This window comes from Streptomyces fradiae (genome assembly GCF_041270065.1).
Lineage (GTDB): Bacteria > Actinomycetota > Actinomycetes > Streptomycetales > Streptomycetaceae > Streptomyces.
Genome location: NZ_CP065958.1, coordinates 7,519,334 through 7,538,639 on the forward strand (window position 1 = coordinate 7,519,334; position 19,306 = coordinate 7,538,639).

General features: G+C 76.4%; 8 protein-coding genes. All 8 read left to right on the top strand.

From position 1 onward, the window contains the following. The first annotated feature begins 366 nt into the window (after positions 1–366). The 8 genes from JAO84_RS34140 (at position 367) to JAO84_RS34175 (ending at position 19,306) form a co-directional block, all read left to right on the top strand. On the top strand, positions 367–1,104 hold the full coding sequence (locus JAO84_RS34140; protein ID WP_370416323.1) for a thioesterase II family protein: 738 nt from the start codon (positions 367–369) through the stop codon (positions 1,102–1,104). 9 nt (positions 1,105–1,113) lie between these two features. Then, positions 1,114–1,395: an acyl carrier protein gene (locus tag JAO84_RS34145; protein WP_370416324.1), complete on the top strand. Its 282-nt coding sequence runs from the start codon at positions 1,114–1,116 to the stop codon at positions 1,393–1,395. Further along, positions 1,392–2,738 (top strand): acetyl-CoA carboxylase biotin carboxylase subunit family protein, encoded by a 1,347-nt coding sequence (locus JAO84_RS34150; protein WP_370416325.1) that lies wholly within the window; start codon positions 1,392–1,394, stop codon positions 2,736–2,738. Before JAO84_RS34145 ends, JAO84_RS34150 begins: the two co-directional genes overlap by 4 nt. Continuing rightward, positions 2,735–4,348 (top strand): amino acid adenylation domain-containing protein, encoded by a 1,614-nt coding sequence (locus tag JAO84_RS34155; RefSeq protein ID WP_370416326.1) that lies wholly within the window; start codon positions 2,735–2,737, stop codon positions 4,346–4,348. Before JAO84_RS34150 ends, JAO84_RS34155 begins: the two co-directional genes overlap by 4 nt. Before the next feature lie 146 nt (positions 4,349–4,494). Continuing rightward, the gene (locus JAO84_RS34160) at positions 4,495–5,289 is read left to right on the top strand and encodes a thioesterase II family protein (protein ID WP_370416327.1); all 795 of its coding nucleotides are present in this window, start codon (positions 4,495–4,497) and stop codon (positions 5,287–5,289) included. 30 nt (positions 5,290–5,319) lie between these two features. Next, positions 5,320–11,742: an amino acid adenylation domain-containing protein gene (locus JAO84_RS34165; RefSeq protein WP_370416328.1), complete on the top strand. Its 6,423-nt coding sequence runs from the start codon at positions 5,320–5,322 to the stop codon at positions 11,740–11,742. Beyond that, positions 11,739–14,747: a type I polyketide synthase gene (locus JAO84_RS34170; protein WP_370416329.1), complete on the top strand. Its 3,009-nt coding sequence runs from the start codon at positions 11,739–11,741 to the stop codon at positions 14,745–14,747. Before JAO84_RS34165 ends, JAO84_RS34170 begins: the two co-directional genes overlap by 4 nt. Beyond that, on the top strand, positions 14,744–19,306 hold the full coding sequence (locus tag JAO84_RS34175) for an amino acid adenylation domain-containing protein (RefSeq protein WP_370416330.1): 4,563 nt from the start codon (positions 14,744–14,746) through the stop codon (positions 19,304–19,306). Before JAO84_RS34170 ends, JAO84_RS34175 begins: the two co-directional genes overlap by 4 nt.

Genomic DNA, 19,306 nt, shown 5'->3' on the forward strand with positions numbered 1-19,306 from the left:
CCGCGACTCGGCATGTCCCGTAACTGTCGCACCGGCCGGGCCCGAGGGTGTCGAATTCAGCCGCTCAGGTATTCGAATGGCCGAATCCGGGTGCATGGTGGCTGATTCGATGGATCGGATTCGGCCAGGGGTGGCCGGAGAAGCGCGACGGCGGAATCCCGGCCTCCCTCGCGGAATTGGCGCCATTCACGGGTTTGGCGGAATCGACGAAGCTGTCGGCCGGTCCGGTGGGGGGTTGCGCTTGATCCGTCCGCCGTGTCAGCCTGACACGGCTTGCGCACCGCAGCTTGGAATCGTTCTCAGAATCGTTCGTCGCCGCCCGGAGAACCCGTGAACGCCGACTCGAGGTCGAGAGGAATACCTGCTTTGGCACGCAATACAGTTCGCCTCGGGGCGGCGGGGGATTCCCTTCTCCCGGTCGTCTGCTTTCCGTGGGCCGGCGCCGGTTCGGTCCCCTTCCGGGCCTGGTCCCGTACGGCCCCGGCCGGCGTGGCGCTCGAAGTGGTGCGGCTCGCCGGCCGCGAGGACCGCATGCGGGAACCCCCGCCCGCACGGCTCCGGCCGCTGGTCGAGGAGATCGCCGCGGAGCTGGACCGCGACCGGCCCCAGGTCTTCTTCGGCCATTGCTTCGGCGCGCTGCTCGCCCTCGAAGTGGCCCGTCTGCTGCGGCGGAACGGCCGGGCCGGCCCCGCGCGCCTCCTGGTGGCCGGTGAACCGCCGGGCCACGGTGACCAGGGGTCGGCCGTCACGGACGTACGGGCCGAGATGCGGCGGACCGGTGTCATGCCGGACGACGTGCTCGACGACCCGGTCGTCTTCCCCATGCTCGAACCGGCCATCGCGGCCGACCTCCGGCTGGCGCACGAGGCCGCCCGCCCGGGGCCGCGCGAACCCCTCGCCCTGCCGGTCGACGCATTCTTCGCCACCGGGGACCCGGTGCTCGGCCGGACGGCCGCGGAAGCCTGGTCCGGTGTCACGACGGGAACCGTCCGCGTGCATTCCGTCGAGGGCCCCCGACTCCTTCCGGGGCCTTGCTGGGAACCGCTCGCGCATTCCGTTTTCACGGCCGTCCAAGGTGACATATTCGGGTCCGAAGTGCGTTGAAGGGATGACATGAGTTCCGCTCGCGATGACCTCGAAGAAACCGTTCGTGAGGAATGGTGCGCCGTTCTCGATATTTCTTCCGCGGAGCCCGGAGACGACTTCTTCGAGCTCGGCGGAAATTCCCTCCAGGCGGCCCGTCTCGTCGAACGTCTCGAAAGCAGACTGGGCATCGAATTCCCCCTTGAGGCGCTGTTCGTCGAAGGAACCCTGCAGGCCGTCGTGACCGCCTGCGCCGGCGCGGCCACGGTCACGGTCACGGCTCCGCAGGCGGAGTCCGGGGTGGCCCGGTGAGCGTGCGCGCGGACGCGTCCCTGCCCCTGGTGGGAGTGGTGCACCGGCCCTATGGGGCCGCGGGACTCCGGGACGTCTACCGGGCGGCCCAGGGTCTCTGCCGCCCGGTCCTGATCTTCCGCGGCCCGGTGGCCGGCACGTACCCGGAACTCGTGGAACTCGCTCGGGCGATGTTCCCGGTCCACGTCCTCCCCGACGACGACCCGGTCCCGGCGGTCGCCGCCCTCCGGCTGCGCGGACTGACCACCTTCCACGACGACGAACTCGACTTCACGGACCACCTGCTCCGCGCACTGGACCTGCCGGGTGCGCCGGCCACCGGGAGCCCCTGGGACAAACTCGTCCAGCGGCGCGCCTTCGCCCGGGCCGGGCTCTCCACACTGCCCTTCGCGTCGGTCGACTCCGCGGAGGAGTTCCGCCGGGCCCTGCGCGAGGTTCGCCTGCCGGCCGTGCTCAAGCCCCGCCGCGCGGTCGGCGGCCGGGGAGTGACCTTCCTCCGCGACCCGGACGACGTGCGCCGCGTCCTCTCGCTGCGGACCTCATGGGCGGGCCTGCTGCTCGAGGGCCTGATCCCGCCGTCCGCACATCCCTCCGGCGTCCCCTGGCTGGCCGACTTCGTCTCCGTCGAGACCGTCAGCACGGCGACCCGCCGCACGCACTGCGCGGTCTTCGACAAGGCGCCGGTCAGCATCCGCGACGCGGCCGGGCCCGAGGGCGCCGACCTCGTCCGGGTCACCGGAGACGTCGTCCCCAGCCGGCTGCCCGCCCAGACGCGCGACCTGGTCCTCAAGCGCACCGGAGAAGCGCTCGACGCCCTCGGCACCCGCTGCCGGGTCACCCACACCGAACTGCGGGTCACGCCCGACGAGATCGAGGTGATCGAGGTCAACGGCCGGGTGGGCGGACACCTCACCCGGCTGCTCCGGCCCCTCGGCGGCCCCGACCTGGTGCGCTCCGCGCTGACCCTCGCCCTCGGCGAGACGGCTGGGGAAGAGCTGCCGGAGCAGCCCGCGGACCTCGGCCGAAGCGGGTTCATGGTCGGGCTCTTCGTCCCGTTCCCGCACGAGGACGGCACCGTCGCCTCGCGGGTCTCCCGCGCCGATCTGCGCGCCCTGCCGGGCGTCGTCGGCGTGGACGAGGTGGCCGAGCACGGTGCGGCCCGCGCCGACACCGGATTCCGCGCCGCCAATGTCACCCTGCGGTTCGCGACCGCCGAGGAACTGGACGCCGCCGTCGGGCCGGTGGCCCGCGGCATCGCCGGCCTGTTCGCCGCCGACGGCCTGGCGGACGACCCCTGGCTCCGGCGCCTCGCACCCGCCCGGGAGCAGGGAGGGACACCGTGACCACCGGCCACCGGACCGACGACCTCGCGCAACTCTTCACCGACTCCGCCCGGCGCCACCCGGACCGGGTGGCCGTCGAACACGGCCGTACGGCCCTGACCTACCGGCAACTCGCGGCACGGGCCGACGCGATCGCCGCCGAGCTGCTCGCGCGCGGCATCCGGCCGGGCCGGCGCGTCGCCCTGTACGCGACCCGGCACCTCCAGACCTACGCCGGCTACCTCGGCATCCTCCGGGCCGGCTGCGCCGTCGTCCCCATCGGACCCGCGACCCCCGCCGCCCGCGCGGCCGGCGTCATGGCCGCGGCCTCCGTGCCACTGGCCGTCGGCGTGGCTCCGCCGGCCGAGTGGGCCGAACACGGCGCGCTCGCGGCAGGCCTCCTCGACGTCTCGGACCCGGAGCGCCCGCGCGACCCCGCGCAGACCGCGGACCCCGGCGCCGCGACATCCGCGGGACCCGTGCCCGGGACCGCCGACGGCCCGGACCGCGAGGCCTATCTGCTGTTCACCTCGGGCTCGACGGGACAGCCCAAGGGCGTGCCCATCACGCACCGCAGCGCCCTCGCCTACGTACGCCACGCCATGGCGCGCCAGCGGGTGACCGCGGACAGCCGGCTCTCCCACACCTTCGAGCTCACCTTCGACCCTTCGGTCTTCGACCTGTTCTGCGCCTGGGGCGCCGGCGCCGCGCTCGTGGTGCCCGAAGGACGCGAACTGCTCCTGCCCGCCCACTACGTCAACCGCCACCGCATCACCCACTGGTTCTCGGTGCCGTCCGTGGTGTCCATCGCCCGGCGGGTCGGGGCGATCCCGGCGGGCTCGATGCCCGGCCTGCGGCAGAGCCAGTTCATCGGCGAGCAGCTCACCCTCGACCAGGCGCGCGCCTGGCGCGCGGCCGCACCGCACAGCGCGATCGACAACGTGTACGGACCGACGGAGGTCACCGTCGCCTGCACCGAGTACCGGCTCTCGGAGGACGAGCGGCAGTGGCCGGAGCCGGGCAACGGCACCGTCCCCATCGGCGCGGTCCACCCCGGCCTCGAACAGCTGGTCCTCGACGAGTCCGGACGGCCCGCGGACGACGGCGAGCTCTGCCTGCGCGGAGTCCAGCGCTTCGGCGGCTATCTGGACCCCGCCGACAACGCGGGCCGGTTCCTGGACTTCACCGACGGGACCGCCACGCCCTTCACCGGGGGAGTGCCCGGCCCCCACCACTGGTACCGGACGGGCGACCGGGTACGCCGGGAGCGCGGCGGCCTGGTACACCTCGGCCGGCTCGACCGGCAGGTCAAGGTGAGCGGCTACCGGATCGAACTCGGCGAGATCGAGGCGGCCCTGCGCCGGCACCCGGCCGTCCACGAAGCCGTCGTCGTGGTGGTGGAGCGCGACGGCGCGCCCTGCCTGGCCGCCGTACTGACCGGCGACGAGGACCGGGAACCGGCGGTCCTGGCACACCTCAGGGCCCTCCTGCCGGAGTACATGGTGCCGGCGGTCTGCCGCTGGCTCCCCGAACTGCCCGTCGGGGGCAACGGAAAGCTCGACCACACCGGCATCCGCGGCGCCGCCGCCGCGGCCGCCACCGCGCTACGCACCAGGGCCCCCGCCCGCTGAACCCCCGCTGAACCACACGCACCGCCCGACCACCTGCCCGCCCATCCGCGCCGCCGGGGCCGTTCCGCGCGCCCCGAACACACACCCGTAGCACCCGACACACCCGCCGCACCCGCCGCACCAGGAAGCAGGAAGGAGGGCTCCGCATGCCCGCGTCACCCCACGCCTCCCCGACCGGGGCCACCGCGTCCGCCACCGGCCGCTGGCTGCGGACCACCCGCCCGGCCCACCCCGATCCCGACCTCCACGTGGTGTGCTTCCCGCCCGCCGGCGCCGCCTCCGGATCCTTCGCGGCCCTGCGCCGGGCCGCCGGACCGACGACCCTCTGCAGCCTCGCGCTGCTGCCCGGCCGGGAGTCCCGGGTCGCCGAACAGGAACCGTGGGACCTGGACCGGATGGCCGACCACCTCGCCGAGGCCGTCTCCGCACGTCTGCGGGAGACCCGGGCCCCCTGCGTCCTGCTCGGGCACAGCATGGGAGGGCTGCTCGCCTACGAGGTGACGGCCCGTCTGGTCACCGCCGGGGAGCGGCGCCTGCTGCGGCTCGTGGTCGCCGGGAGCGAGGCACCCTCCGGCGCCGCCGGCCACCGGCTCGACGTCACGGACCCCGTCGGGGTGCTGCGCGAGCTGAGCGGGGCACCCCAGGAGGTCTTCGACCACCCCGAGCTGCTGCGCATGGCGGCGGCCACGCTGGAGGCCGATCTGCGGATGATCCGGCGCTACCGCTTCGGCGGCGCGCGGATCGGCATCCCCCTCACCGTGCTCCTCGGCGACCGGGACCCGATCGTCGGCGCCGCCGCCGCGGCCGGCTGGGCGGAACTCGCCGACCGCGGATCCTCGGTCCGGGTCCTCGCCGGTGACCACTTCTTCCTCGACCCCCACTACCCGGAACTCCTCGCCGAATGGCGTCGCGAGGCGCGGGCCGCCGGATCGCGGTCCTGAACGCGCCCGGCCCGTACGAAAGGACGATCCATGCCCGAGGCCGACGCGGCCCGCATCCCGCTCACCCCGCCCGAGTTCGGCATCTGGCTCATCAGCGAGAAGGAGCCCGAGGCCTTCAACCTGCACCGGCTGTGGGAACTGCGCGGTCCGCTCGACGTGGGCCGGCTGCGCACGGCGGTGGAGCACGTGGTGGGACGCCACCCGGTCTTCGCCCGCCGCCTGGCGGAAGGGGACGTACCGACCTGGACGGCCGGTGAAGCGGTGCCCGCCTGGCACGTCGAGCACCTCGACACGCCCCACGGGTACGAGGACGGCGAGGACGGCAAGGCAGCCGTGGACGCCGAGGTCACCGGGTGGCAGCGGCGGGCCGGCGCCCACCGCTTCGACCTGTCCCGCGACTGCCCGGTCCGGGTGGGCCTGTTGCGCCGCGGCCCCCGGCACCATCTGCTCTCCCTGCTCGTCCACCACGTGGCCTGCGACGGGGTGGCCCTGGAGACCCTGATCGGCGAGATCGGCGCCCGGTACGCCGAGTCGCTCGACGACGCCGACACACCGCCGGCCGCCCTCTCCCCGGCCCCCCTGCCGCCGCCCCCGGCCCAGGCCGCCCCCGCGAGCGGCTACTGGCCGGCACACCTGGCCGAGGCCCGCTGGCCCGAGACCCTGCCGCCCGCCGCCGGGCCGCGCACCTGCCGGGCCGACGTGCTGCGCCTGCCGCTCGCCCCGGAGGAGACCGCACTCGTCCGCGCCGCCGCCCGCGGACTGCGGGCCACCCCGCACCTGATCGGCCTGGCCGCGCTCTACGCGACGCTCGCCGTCCACGGCAGCGCCCACGACGCCATGGTGGCCACCCCGTTCGCCGCGCGGACTCCGGAGACCATGCAACTGGTCGCCTGCCTCGCCCGGATGGTGCCACTGCGCCTGCGCTGGGCGCCCGGGGACTCGGGCGCCGACCTGGTCGAGGGCGTCCGCCGCACGGTGACGGAGGCGCTGACCCACTCGGCGGAGCCGATCCGGGAGGCCTCCGAGCTCTTCGACCCCGCGACCACCGGAACCACCGTCTGCTTCCAGGCCCACGGCCGTCTGCCGGACCCCGCACTGCCCGGCGTCGACGTCGTCCCGCTGGACGACGACGCCGGCCGGCTCGCCCGCTTCGACCTGGAGATCGACCTGCATCTCCGGCCCGACGCGGGGGCCGTCGTCCTCACCCTCCGGGCCGCCGGCGGCACCACCGAGGAGGGCGCCGCCCGCCTGCTCCACACCTATCGCCGGATCCTGCTGCGGATCGCCCGCGACCCCGAGCAGACCCTCGCCCTGGCCGACGCCGCCGACCCCGGCACGGAAGCGCACGGGGAACCGGAGTCCTCGCTCCTCCTCGCACCCCCGCGGCAGCGCCCGGCCCGGCCGCTGATGGACCGCTTCGCGGAACTGGTCCGCACCGCGCCCGACCGCCCGGCCGTCGCCGACCGGAACACGACCGCCACCTTCGGCGAACTCGGCCACGCCGTGACCCGCCTTGCCGCCACCCTCGCCGGCCACGGGGCCGGACCGGGCCTCCCCGTAGCCGTCCTCGCCGAGCGCGGCACCCCCCTCGTGGCCGCGGTCCTCGCCGTCTGGCGGCTCGGCGGCCATGTCGTGCTGCTGGACCCCCTGCACCCCGACTCCCGCCTCGCGCACGTGGTCGCCGACAGCCGGGCCCGCGTGCTGCTCCGCAGTCCCGGCCTGCACCACCGGCTGCCCGGCCACCCGGATGTGGTGGAGCTCGCCCCGGAGCCGGACACCCGGCCGCCCGCCCCCGGCGAGGAACCCCCCGCCGGCCCGGCCCCGTACCACCCCCGCGCCCTGGCGTATGTCATCCACACCTCGGGAACCACCGGGCAGCCCAAGGGCGTCATGGTCGACCAGGGCGTGCTTGCCACCATGTTCGAGGCCCAGCCCGCCGGTCTCGGCATCTCCCGGATCGGCCTGACCTGCGCCGTCTCCTTCGACGTCTTCTTCCACCAACTCCTCTACCTGTTCCGCGGCTGCTGCCTGGTGATGGCCGAGGACGCCGTCTACCGCGACCCGCAGGCACTCGTCTCCTGGACCGAGCGCCGGCGGGTGGAGTTCCTCAGCATCACGCCGTCGATGCTCGGCGCGATGCGCCAGTTCGGCTTCGAGGAGACCCTCGCCCGGACCCGTACCGAGATCGAACTGGCCGGTGAGGCCGTCGACCAGGGCACCTGGGAGCTGCTGCGCCGGCTCGGAGTGCGCGCCACCAACTCGTACGGGCCGACCGAGACGATCGTCGTCACCGCCTGCGACTTCGCGGAGCGGGACACACCCAGCATCGGCGGCCCCGTCGCGGGAACCTCCGCCTATGTCCTCGGCCCCGGCCTGCGCCCGGTCCCGCCCGGCGTCGCGGGCGAGCTCTACATCGGCGGACCCCAGGTCAGCCGGGGCTATCTCGGCAAACCCGGCCTCACCGCGGACCGCTTCCTGCCGGACCCCTTCAGCGGCGAGCCGGGCGCGCGGATGTACCGCACCGGCGACCGGGTGCGGCTGACCGATGGGGGACGCCTTGACTATCTGCGGCGCGTGGACCACCAGCTGAAGGTGCGCGGCCAGCGGGTGGACCCGTACGAGGTGGAGGACGTGCTGCGGCGCGCCCCCGGGGTGCGCGACGCCTATGTGGCCCGCGGCGCGGCGGCGCACCCCTCCGGCCTGCGGGCGTACGTCGTCCCCGAGGACCCCGCGGACCCGCCCGCCGTCCGGCGGATCCGGGCCGTCGCCGCCGAGCAGCTGCCGCCCGCCGCCGTACCGACCCACGTCACCGTGGTCACCGCGTTCCCGATGACCCCCAACGGCAAGCTCGACGAACAGGCGCTGCCGCAACCCGTCACCGAGCCGGCGGACGCCACCGGCGCCGGGAACGGGGCCGATCCGGTCGCCCGGCTGTGGTCGGAGTCGACCGGTCTGCCGCCCGCGTCCGAGGACGACAACTTCTTCGAATGCGGCGGGAGTTCCCTGGACGCGGCCCGGGTGGTCGCCGCCCTCAACCGCCTCTGCGCGGCGGAGATCGACCTCGCCTCCTTCCTCCGCGACCCCACCCCGTTCGGCCTGCGGCACCAGCTGCGCAACACGGCGGCGCCGGACCCCCGACCGGACGCCGCCCCGCGAACGCCGTCCCCGCACGCCGCCGCCGGCGCGGCCCCGGCCGCCCCGCCCGCCCCGACGCCCGGGCTCTCCGACGCCCAGCGGCGCCTCCTGCTTGCGCACCGGGCCGCTCCGGGAAGCAACGAGTTCACCGTCTTCTGGGCGCTCCGCCCGGCGACGGAGCCGGAGCCGGAGGCGCTGGAGCGGGCCTGGCGCGAGGTCGTGACGGCCCACCCCGAACTGCGGCTGCGCGTCACCGAGACCGACGGCCGGCCCGTACGCGCCGAGTGGCCCGTCGAGGACTTCCCCGTGCACCGGCGGACCCTCGGTCCGGACGAGCTCGACGGCGCGCTCGCCGCGGCGGCCGACCGCGCCTTCGACCCCCTCGGCGAGCCGCTGATCCGGCTTGAGACGCTGAGCGCGCCGGGCGCCGGGCAGGTCCTGCTCTTCACGGCCCATCACCTCGTCCTCGACCGGCACTCCATCCAGCTGATCAACGCACGGCTCATCTCCGCGCTCGCCGGAACCGTGCCGCCCGTCCCCGGCCACCGGTACACCGAGGCCGGCGAGCCGGCGGCCGCGGAGGCCGACCGGGCCCGGGAGTTCTGGGCCGGCGAGCTCGACCGGGTGTCCACGGCGCCCCCGATCGACCTCGGCGCCCCGGAACCCGGCCTGCGCGACACCCGGGGCACCGCCGTGCACCGCACCCTGGACGGCGCCGCCTGGAAACTCCTCCAGGAGACCGCCCGCGCCCGCCGGACCACCCCGCTGGTCCTGGCCATGGCCGCGTTCGCGCTGACCGCCGACCGCCACGGCGCCGCGGGGGACGTGCTGGTCGGCACCTCCATGGACGTGCGCCCGCCCGGCTTCGACGACGTCGTGGGCCTGTTCGTCAACCCGGTGCCCGTACGGCTGCGTTTCGGCCCCGGCCTCACCGGTGACGCGCTGATCGGCACGACGCACGAGGCGCTGCTGCGCGCCCACGACCACCGCCGGCTGCCGTTCAACGAGCTGGTGCGCCACCTGGGACTGCGCTCCGAGCCGGGCGCGGCGCCCCTGTTCCAGGTCCTCGTCGACTACGAGCCGCTGCTCCCGGCCGACGGCGGCACCGCGTCCGACCGCGCCTGGGAGCCGGTCGACATCCCCGGCACGGTCGCCAAGTACGACCTGGAGGTCATGCTCCGCCAGACCGCCGACGGCGGCCGGCTCACCGTCAACTGCCGGACCGACCGCTGGCGCCGGAGCCAGGCCGCGCGGATCGCCGACCAGGTGTACGAGGCGCTGCTGCGGCTCGCCACGGACTCGGCCCGCCCCGCCGCCGAGCCCCTCACGGCCGCTGCCGGAGAGCTCGGGCCAGGTGACGGCGCGGAGCCGTCCGGACCCGGCGGCGGTCTCGTCGGCGGCCTGGTGGCCGGCATCGCGCTCCGGGAGCCGGACCGGGTCGCCGTCGTCTCGGGCGAGCACACCCTCACGTACGGCACGCTGCGTTCCGCCGCCCTCGCCGCGGCGGCCCGCCTCGCCGCGGCGGGAGTGCGCCGCGGCGACCGGGTGGCGGTCCTGGCCCGCCGCGGCGCCGACATGGCGGTGGCCGTCCTCGGCGCGGTGTTCGCCGGCGCCGCCTATGTGCCGCTCGACCCCGGCCACCCCGACGCCCGGATCACCAGGGCCCTGCACGACAGCGGGGCCGCCGCCGTCCTCGCCACCGGCGACTGCGCGGCGCGGGCCCGCCGCCTCGGGGCCACGGTGGTCGACCCTGCCCCGGACCGTGACCGCGACGCGGTCTCCGTAGGCGACCGCCCCGTGCCCGCCGCCCTGCGCGCCCGGGACCAGGCCTATGTCATCTACACCTCCGGCTCCACCGGCGAACCCAAGGGCGTGGTCGTCGAGCACGGCTCCCTCGCCGCCTCGACCGACGCCCGCCGCGCGGTCTACCCCGGCCGGCCCGTGTTCCTGCTCGTGTCCCCGCTCGCCTTCGACTCCTCGGCCGCGGGCCTGTGGGGAACCCTCACCGCCGGCGGCCGGCTCGTGGTGGCCGACGACGACGAGGTGCGCGACCCCGAGCGGCTGATCGGACTCGTCGAGCGGCACCAGGTGACCCGTCTGCTGTGCGTGCCCTCGCTGCACGCCGTACTGCTGCGCACCGCCCGGCACACCGGCGCCGGCCCGCTCCGCAGCCTCCGCGAAGTGGTCGTGGCGGGCGAACCGCTGCCGGACCGGCTCCAGGAGCAGCACTTCGCCCTGCTCCCCGGCGTGCCGCTGGTCAATGAGTACGGGCCCACCGAGGCCGCGGTGTGGTCCAGCTACCGGCGCTACCACGCGCCCGGACCGGCCGGCATCGGCGGCCCCGTGCCCGGCTACCGCCTGTACGTCCTGGACCACGCGCTGCGCCCCGTACCGCCGGGCGCCCCGGGCGAACTCCACGTCGGGGGGCCGGGGGTGGCCCGGGGCTATCTCGGCCGGGCCGCCGCCACCGCCGCGGCCTTCCTGCCCGACCCCTTCGCCGCCGGGCCGGGGGCGCGGATGTACCGCACCGGTGACCGCGTCCGCCGCGGCGAGGACGGCACGCTGGTCTTCCTCGGGCGGACCGACGACCAGATCAAGGTGCGGGGTCACCGGATCCAGCCCGGCGAGGTCGAGGAGGTGCTCCGTGCCCTCGACGGCGTCGAGGACGCGGCCGTGGTGGCGCGCGACGCGGTCACCCTGGTGGCCTTCCTGACCGGCCGTCCGCCCGCGCCGGACCAGGTCCGCAGGGCGCTCGCGGCGACCCTGCCGGGCCACCTGGTGCCGGCCGCCGTGCACGTCGTGGACCGGCTGCCCCGTACGGCCAACGGCAAGGTCGACCGCCGTGAGCTGCGGGAGCGGGCGGCCGCCCCGGCGCCGGCCCCGGTGGCGGCCGACCGGAACAGGACAGGACCCGCCCGGCACGCGGAGGTCGCCGGCGCCTGGAGCGAGGTGCTCGGCGTCGCCGATGTGCCGGACGACGTGAACTTCTTCGATCTCGGCGGACATTCGCTCCTGGTCCCCGCCCTCCAGGAAGCCCTGCACCGGCGGACCGGCGTCCGCCTCACCGTCCTCGACCTGTTCCGCCACGCCACCGTCGCGGACACCGCCGCCCGGCTCGCCGAACGCGCGGCGGAGGCCGGCGGGGGAGCGGACCCGGGCACCGCACCCGTACGGGACGGGGGAGCCGCCCCCGCCCCGGACACCGGAGCGGACACCGCACCCGACACCGAAGCGGCCGCCGGCGCGACCCGCCGCGCGCACCGCGCGGCGGCCGCCCGCCGGCTCCGCGACCGCCGTACCGAGGAGGCAGACCGATGAGTCGTGACCGCTCGCTGGACATCGCCGTCACCGGCATGGCGGGCCGGTTCCCCGGAGCCGCCGGCATCCCGGAACTCTGGGAGGCGGTGCTCGCCGGCCGCGTCCTCACCCGCCGCCTCGAACGGGCGGAACTCCTCGCGGCGGGCCTCCCCGCCGACCGCGCCGACGACCCGCACCACGTCCCCGTGTACGGGCGCCTCGACGACGCGGACCGCTTCGACCACGCCTTCTTCGGGATCAGCCCCCGCGAGGCGCGGCTGCTCGACCCGCAGCAGCGGCTGCTCCTCGAATGCGCGTGGACGGCCCTGGAGGACGCCGGCCACCCCTTCGGCGCCGGGGACCCGCTGCGCACCGGGGTGTACGCCTCGGCCGGCCGCAGCGACCACCTGCGCGACCTGCTCGCGGCGGGGGACCTGGAGCCCCCGGAGCAGGAGGAGGCCGTCCTCGCCAACGAACGCGACTTCCTGGCCACCCGCATCGCCTACCGGCTCGGTCTCACCGGCCCCGCCCTGAGCGTGCTGACCGCCTGCTCCTCCTCCCTGGTCGCGGTCCACCTCGCCGCCCAGGCCCTCAACAACGGCGAGTGCGACCAGGCCCTGGTCCTCGCCGCGTCCGTGGCCGGAGCCCAGACCGGCCATCTGCACCTCCCGGGCGGCGTGATGTCCGCGGCCGGCCGGTGCCGCCCCTTCGACGCGGCCGCCGACGGCACCCTGAGCGGCGCGGGCGCCGTAGCGGTCGTGCTGCGCCGCCTGGAGGACACGGAGGGCGGGCAACCGCCCCCGCACGGGGTGATCCTCGGCTCCGCGGTGAACAACGACGGCAGCACCAAGGCCGGCTTCCTCGCCCCGTCGCTCCAGGGGCAGGAGCGGGTGATCCGCTCGGCCGTCGCGGCGGCCGACGTCGACGCGTCCTCCATCGGATACCTGGAGTCCCACGGCACCGGCACCCTGATCGGCGACCCCATCGAATGGGAGGCGGCCTCGACCGCCTACCGCTCCCTCGGATCCGCCCCGGGCACGATCGCCGTCGGTGCCCTGAAGGGGGCGACCGGCCATCTCGACGCAGCCGCCGGCCTGGCCGGCCTCGTCAAGGCGCTCCTGGTGCTGCGCCACGGCCGGGTGCCCGCCGTCCCGGGCCTCGACGCCCCCAACCCGCTCCTCGAGCAGGAGGGTTCACCGCTCCGGCTGCCCCGGACGGCCGAGCCCTGGCAGGGGCCGGAGCCCCGGCGGGCCGCCGTCAGCGCCTTCGGGGTCGGCGGCACCAACGTCCACCTCGTCGTCGAGCAGGCACCACCGCCCGCACCGCCGGCACCGGCCGCGCGGGAAGGCCGGCCGGGCCGGCAGCTGATCGTGCTGTCCGCCGCCGACGAGGACGCCCTCGTACGGATGAGGAAGCGGCTCGCGGACCATCTCACGGCCACCGGCCCCGGCGCCCCCGACGAGGAGCCGGCCGCCCTCGCCGACATCGGCGCGACCCTCGCAGGCCGGGCGGTCCTCGCCCACCGCTTCACCACGGTCGGTTCCACCCGGGCCGAGCTCGCCGCCCGGCTCGCCGACCCCGCCGCACCGCACACCACGGTGGCGGCCCGCACCGACACCCCGCTCGTCCTGCTCCTCCCCGGCCAGGGCACCCAGGTCCCCGGGATGGCGCTGCCCTTCGAGGCGGCGCTCCCGGGCTTCGGCCAGGCCCTGGACAGCTGCCTGGACGCGCTCGCCCCGGACACCGCGAAGGACGTCGAACGGGCCCTGCACGACCCGGAGTTCCCCCGCGAGCGGCTGACGGAGACGAGGCTGGCCCAGCCCGCGCTGTTCGCCGTCGAGTACGCCGCCGCGACCGCGCTCCGGCGGACCGGTCTCACCCCGGCCGCCCTGCTGGGCCACAGCCTCGGCGAGCTCGTCGCCGCCTGTCTGGCCGGCACCCTGTCCCTCGACACCGCCGTCCGGCTCGTGGAGCACCGGGGCACCCTCATGCAGGACTGCGCGCCGGGAGCCATGGTCTCGCTGGCCTGCTCCGAACCGGAGGCGCTGCGACTGGTCTCCGAGCACTCCGCCGACCTGGGCGTGGCCGCGGTCAACACCGGCACCGACACCGTCCTGGCGGGCACCCCCGAGGCCGTACGGGCCTTCCACGAGCGGATCGCGGACCGGGTGCCGGCCCGCGTCCTGCGCACCGACCGGGCCTTCCACAGCGCCCTCGTCGAACCGGCCGCCGCCGGACTGCGCACCGCCCTCGCCGAGGTGACGACCGGTCCGGCCGAGCTCGCCTGGATCCGCGCCGCCGACGGAACCCCGGTGCGTCCGGGGGGCCGGGTGGACGCCGGATACTTCGCGGACTCCGCGCGCAGCCCGGTGCGCTTCGACCGGGCCCTCGCGGCCGTGCGGGCCGCCTTCCCCGGCGCCCGGGCCGTGGAGGTCGGGCCCGGCCGGGTGCTCAGCGCCTTCGCCGAAACGGCCGGGATCCCCTCCGTACCGCTCTGCCCGGCCGGCTCCGCCGACCACGACCCGGGGCAGGTGCTCGCCGCGCTCGGCGAACTCTGGGGCGCGGGCCTGCCCGTGGACCTCACCCGCCTCGTGCCGAGCGGCCGCCGGGTCCGGCTGCCCGGCTACCCGTTCCGCGGCCCGCGGTGGCCACGGCCGGCCCCCGCGCAGCCGGCCCCCGCGCAGCCGGCCGCCCCGTGGGACGGCGGGCCGGACACCACCCCCGACACCGCCGGCCCGGCGGCCGAGTCCGGCCCGCCCGCCGAGCCGGCCGAGCCCGCCGACATCGTGCGGGAGCTGTGGCGCGGGCAGCTCGGCGAGGTCCCGCTGCCCGCCGAGGCCGACTTCTTCGACCTGGGCGGCGACTCCCTCGCCACGGCCCGGCTCGCCCGGGCCATGGGCCGCGCCCTCGGCGTCGACGTGTCCGTACGCGACCTCTTGAAGGCCCGCACCCTCGACTCCCACATCGCCCTGGCCGAGCGGCTGCTCGTCGAGCAGATCCTCGGCGAGTCCCAGGAGGACCGATGACCGCCTCCCCGCTGGACCGGCTCACCCCGGCCCAACGCGCCGCGCTCGCGGCCCGGCTGGCCGGCCGGCGGGCCGGCCCGGGTCCGGGAACGCCGTCGGCCCCGGAGCCGTCCGCGCCCCCGCGACCGACCGGGACGGAAGCCTCCGGAAGCCACCCGCTGTCGCTCACCCAGTACCGCATGTGGCTCGCGGAGCAGTCCGCCCCGGCCGGCTCGCCGGCCTACACCGTGCCCCTCGCCCTGAGGTTCACCGGACCGCTCGACACCGAGCGGCTGCGGTCCTGCCTGCGGCTGCTCGCCGAACGGCACCTCAGCCTGCGCGCCCGTATCGTCCAGGAGGGCGGAACACCGCGGCAGCGGTTCGACCGCCCGGCCGGCATCCCGCTGGAGATCCGGCCGGTGCCCGGCGGCCCCACCGCCCTCGCCGAAGCCCTGGACGCGGAGGCCGGACGGGCCTTCGCCTACGAGCACCCGCCCTATGTACGGGCCCTGCTGCTGGTCCTCGCGCCCGAGGAACACGTCCTCGTGCTCACCCTGCACCACGCGGTCTGCGACGGCTGGTCGCTGAACGTCCTCATCGGCGAACTCCTCTCCGCCTACCGGACCGAGGGCGCGCCCGTCCTGCCCGGACCGGAGGACCGGGCGCAGCACCTGGACTACGTCCACTGGGAGCACGGTCCGGAGGGCACGGCGGAGCTGGCCCGGTACGCCGCCCACTGGCAGCGGCAGCACGCGGGCCTCATCGACCGGCCCGACCTGCCCTTCGCCCGCGACACCGCCCCCGCGGCCGGCGAAGCGGAGCCCGACGCCGAGCTGGAGCTGCCGGAGGACCTCGCCCGGGCCGTCCACGCCCTGGCCCGGCGCACCGAGAGCACACCGCACGCGGTGTGGCTCGCCGCGTTCGCCGCGACCTGGCACCTGCTCACCGGCGTCCGTGCCGTGCCCGTCGGCGTGCCCACCGCCAACCGGACGATCGAGCGCTTCGACCGCGCCTTCGGCGCCTTCGTCTCGACCCTGCCGCTGGTGCTGCGCGTCGGCCCGGGCCTGGCCTTCGCCGAGCTTGCGGAGCGGACGATGGAGGCCCTCCTGGAGGGCGCCGCCCACCCGGTGCCGCCGCTGGCGCCCGGCACGGGCGTCGACATGCCCGCCGTCACGTTCGTGTTCACCGGCGAGATCGACCCGCCGGGTCCGTGCGGGCCGCTGACCGTGACGCCGGTACCCATCAGGGTCCGGGGCAGCCAGGGCGATCTGACGGTCCAGCTCGAAGCCGGGAGCGGCCGGATGACGCTCCGGCTCACCGGATCGCCCGAGCGGTACACCGGAGACGGGCTCAACCGCCTCGCCCACTCCTACCTGCGCTGCCTTCGGGCGGTCCTCGCCGCGCCCGACGGCCCGCTGGCCACCGCCGACCTCAGAGCGGACGAGGACCGGGCGCTCACCGCGGCGGTGCTCGGCGCCACGCCGCCGGCCCCCGAAGTCCCGTTGCCGTACGAGGCGTTCGCCCGCTGGGCCGAGCGCACCCCGGACGCCGTCGCCGTCGTGGACGCGACGGGACGGCGGACGAGCTACCGGCGACTGGCCGACCGGGCCGAAAGGCTGGCCGCGGGCCTGCACGCGGCCGGGGTACGGCACGGAGCCTCCGTGGCCCTGCGCACCCCGCCCGGTGCCGACTACCTGGCCCTGACCCTCGCCGTCTGGCGGCTCGGCGGCTGGACCCTGCCCGTGCGGGCGGGCGAACCCCCGGCCCGGCTGCGGGAGATGCTGCTCGGGGCCGGCGTCCGCTTCCTCGTGCACGCGGACGCGGACGGCGCGAGCGGCACGCCGGACCGGCCCGGACTCCCGGAGCTGCCCGGCATGACCGTACTCACGCTGCGGGAGCTCGCCGAGAGCGCCGAGAGCGCCGAGAGCACCAAGAGCGCCGGGACGGCCGGGGACCCCGCCGCCCGGCCTGCCCCGTGCCCCGGCCCGGCCGTTCCGGTCCGCCCAGGCGATCTCGCCTACGCGGTGTTCACCTCCGGTACCACGGGCGCGCCCAAGTGCGTCCAGGTGCCCCACGGGGCCCTGGCCAATGAACTCGCCTGGCGGCGCGACACCTTCGGGCTCGCCGCACCCGACCGGGTGCTCCAGACCATTCCGCTGGCCTTCGACCCGTCCTTCTGGCAGTGCTTCGGCCCGCTCGTCTCCGGAGCCGCCGTGGTCTTCCCCGACATCGACTCCGGCGCCCGCCCCGGCGACCTCGTGGACGCGGCCCTCGCGCACTCCGCGACCGTGGTCGACCTGGTTCCCTCGCTCCTCGCCGCCCTCACCGACGACGACCTCCGCCGGCTTCCGGCCCGGGTGGTCTTCTGCGGCGGCGAGGCCCTGCCCACCGCCCAGGCCGAGCGCTATCTGCGCCTCGGACGGGGCAGGTTGCACAACCAGTACGGTCCGTCGGAGATCTGCATCGACGCCAGCTCCCACGCCTGCCGCACCGCCGGGACCGGCAGCGGCACCGTGCCGCTCGGGCTCCCCCTCACCGGCGTCCGGCTGTACGTCCTCGACGCCGCCCTGCGCCCGGTCCCCACCGGAGCACCGGGCGAGCTCTACGTCGGCGGCGCCGGAGTCGCCCGCGGCTACGCCGGCCGCCCGGCCGAGACGGCGGACCGCTTCCTGCCCGAGCCGGCCGGCCCGCCCGGGGCCCGCATGTACCGCACCGGTGACCGGGTCCGCCGGAACGCCGACGGCAGCCTCGCCTTCCTCGGCCGGGCCGACCACCAGGTGAAGGTCCGCGGCCACCGGGTGGAGCTCGAAGAGGTCGACCGGTGGCTCCGTTCGGTCGACGGCGTGGACGGGGCCGCGGCCGTCGTCACCGGCGCACGCGTCAGCCGGCTGGTCGCCTTCGTCACGGGCACGCCCGACGCGCGGGCGGTCCGGGCCCACCTCGCGGAGCACCTGCCCGCGCACATGGTGCCCGCCGAGATCCGGGTCCTGCCGGCCCTGCCGCTCACGGCCAACGGAAAGGCGGACCGCCGGGCCCTGGCGGAGCTCGCCCGGGTCCGGCAGCCGGCCCCGCGGTCCGGCACCCGGCCCGCGGACCCCGTGACCACCGCCGTCCTGGAGGCCTTCGCGACCGTCCTGGACCTGCCCGTCGCCACCCCCGACGACGACCTGTACGAACTGGGCGGGGCCTCGCTCGGCGGGGCCCGCGTCGCCGCCGAACTGACCCGGCGGCTGGGGACCGAGGTGCCGGTGCGCACCGTGCTCGGCAACCCCAGGGCCGCGGACCTCGCCGCGGCCGTGACCCGGCTGCTGCACCCGCCCGCCCCGCCCGCCGGCTCCGGCGATCCGGAACCTGAACCCGCCGGACGGCCCGGCACGGAACAGCTCCAGGTGCTCCGGCAGGAACAGGTCCTCGGCCGCCTCACCCCGCCGATCTCCTCCCTGCTCGCGCTGCCGCGCCCGGTCGGCCCGGACGAGGCCGAGAAGGCCGTACGCCTTCTCGTGGACCGCCACGAGGCCCTCGCCCCGCTCCCCGGCGCACCGGCGGAGCCGGACTGGCGGCCCTGCGTCAGCGAGGCCCTGCCCGAACCGCCCGAACGCGCGCACTGGCAGCCGGGAGTGGCCGACCGGAGCGTGCCGAACGGCGCCCCCGGCCTGCAGGCGACCCTGCTGACCGGGGCGGACGGCACGATCCGGCATCTGATCCTCCGACTCGCCCGCAACCGGGGCGACGGAGCCTCCGTCGGCATCCTCGGCGAGGAACTCCTTGCCCTCCTGGCCGGCGAGCCCCTGCCGGAACCCGCCCCCCGGTACAGCGGTTACCTCCGAGCCCGGCGGGAGCGCCGGCACGCCAGAAGCGCCGAACTGGAGCACTACTGGACGCTCACCCTGGCCGGGGCGGCGGCCGACCCGTTCGCCGCCCGGCGGCCGGCGGGCCGCGACTTCCGCAACCACGGCGCCCAGCGGGAGGTCCCGGCGGCCGCCCGGACCGCCCTCGCGGAGGCCTGCCGGAACGCGGGCATCACGCCCACCGCCGTGTACCTGGCGGCGCTCGCCCGGACCGTGGCCCGGGCCGGGGGCGACCCCGGTCGGGGTACCGCCGTGATCGGCCTGCCCGTCGCCCACCGCTCGGTGCTCACCGAGGCGCGGCTGGTCGGCCGCACCGTGGACCTGCTCCCCGTGGCCGTACCCGCCGGCGACCCGGCCGGCGCGCACTCCGCGCTGCTCGCCGCGCTCGACCACGCCGATCTGCCGCTGCTGCGGATCGCCGAACTCACCGACCCCGTCGACGAGTCGCTGCGCCCGCCGGTCTGCTCCGTCGGCCTGATCGTCCACGAAGGCCCCGGCGACGCCCCGGTCGTCGACGACACCCCGCCCGGCGAAGCCGTACCGGAGCACTGGTCGGACCTCGACCTGGTCCTCCATGTGCATCCACGGCCCGACGGCGGCTGCCGCCTGGTGCTCTCCGGCTGCGCCCGCCTGTTCGGCCTCGCCGAACTTTGTACCGAACTGACCGCGCTCGCCGCCGCGGTCGAGGACTGGACCGCCGCGGCCCCCACCGTCACGAGGATTGAGGAATGA

Bases quoted from the DNA above. Each gene is read 5' to 3' on its own strand.
- JAO84_RS34145 (WP_370416324.1), top strand. From the start codon at position 1,114: ATGAGTTCCGCTCGCGATGACCTCGAAGAAACCGTTCGTGAGGAATGG.
- JAO84_RS34160 (WP_370416327.1), top strand. From the start codon at position 4,495: ATGCCCGCGTCACCCCACGCCTCCCCGACCGGGGCCACCGCGTCCGCC.
- JAO84_RS34165 (WP_370416328.1), top strand. From the start codon at position 5,320: ATGCCCGAGGCCGACGCGGCCCGCATCCCGCTCACCCCGCCCGAGTTC.
- JAO84_RS34170 (WP_370416329.1), top strand. From the start codon at position 11,739: ATGAGTCGTGACCGCTCGCTGGACATCGCCGTCACCGGCATGGCGGGC.
- JAO84_RS34175 (WP_370416330.1), top strand. From the start codon at position 14,744: ATGACCGCCTCCCCGCTGGACCGGCTCACCCCGGCCCAACGCGCCGCG.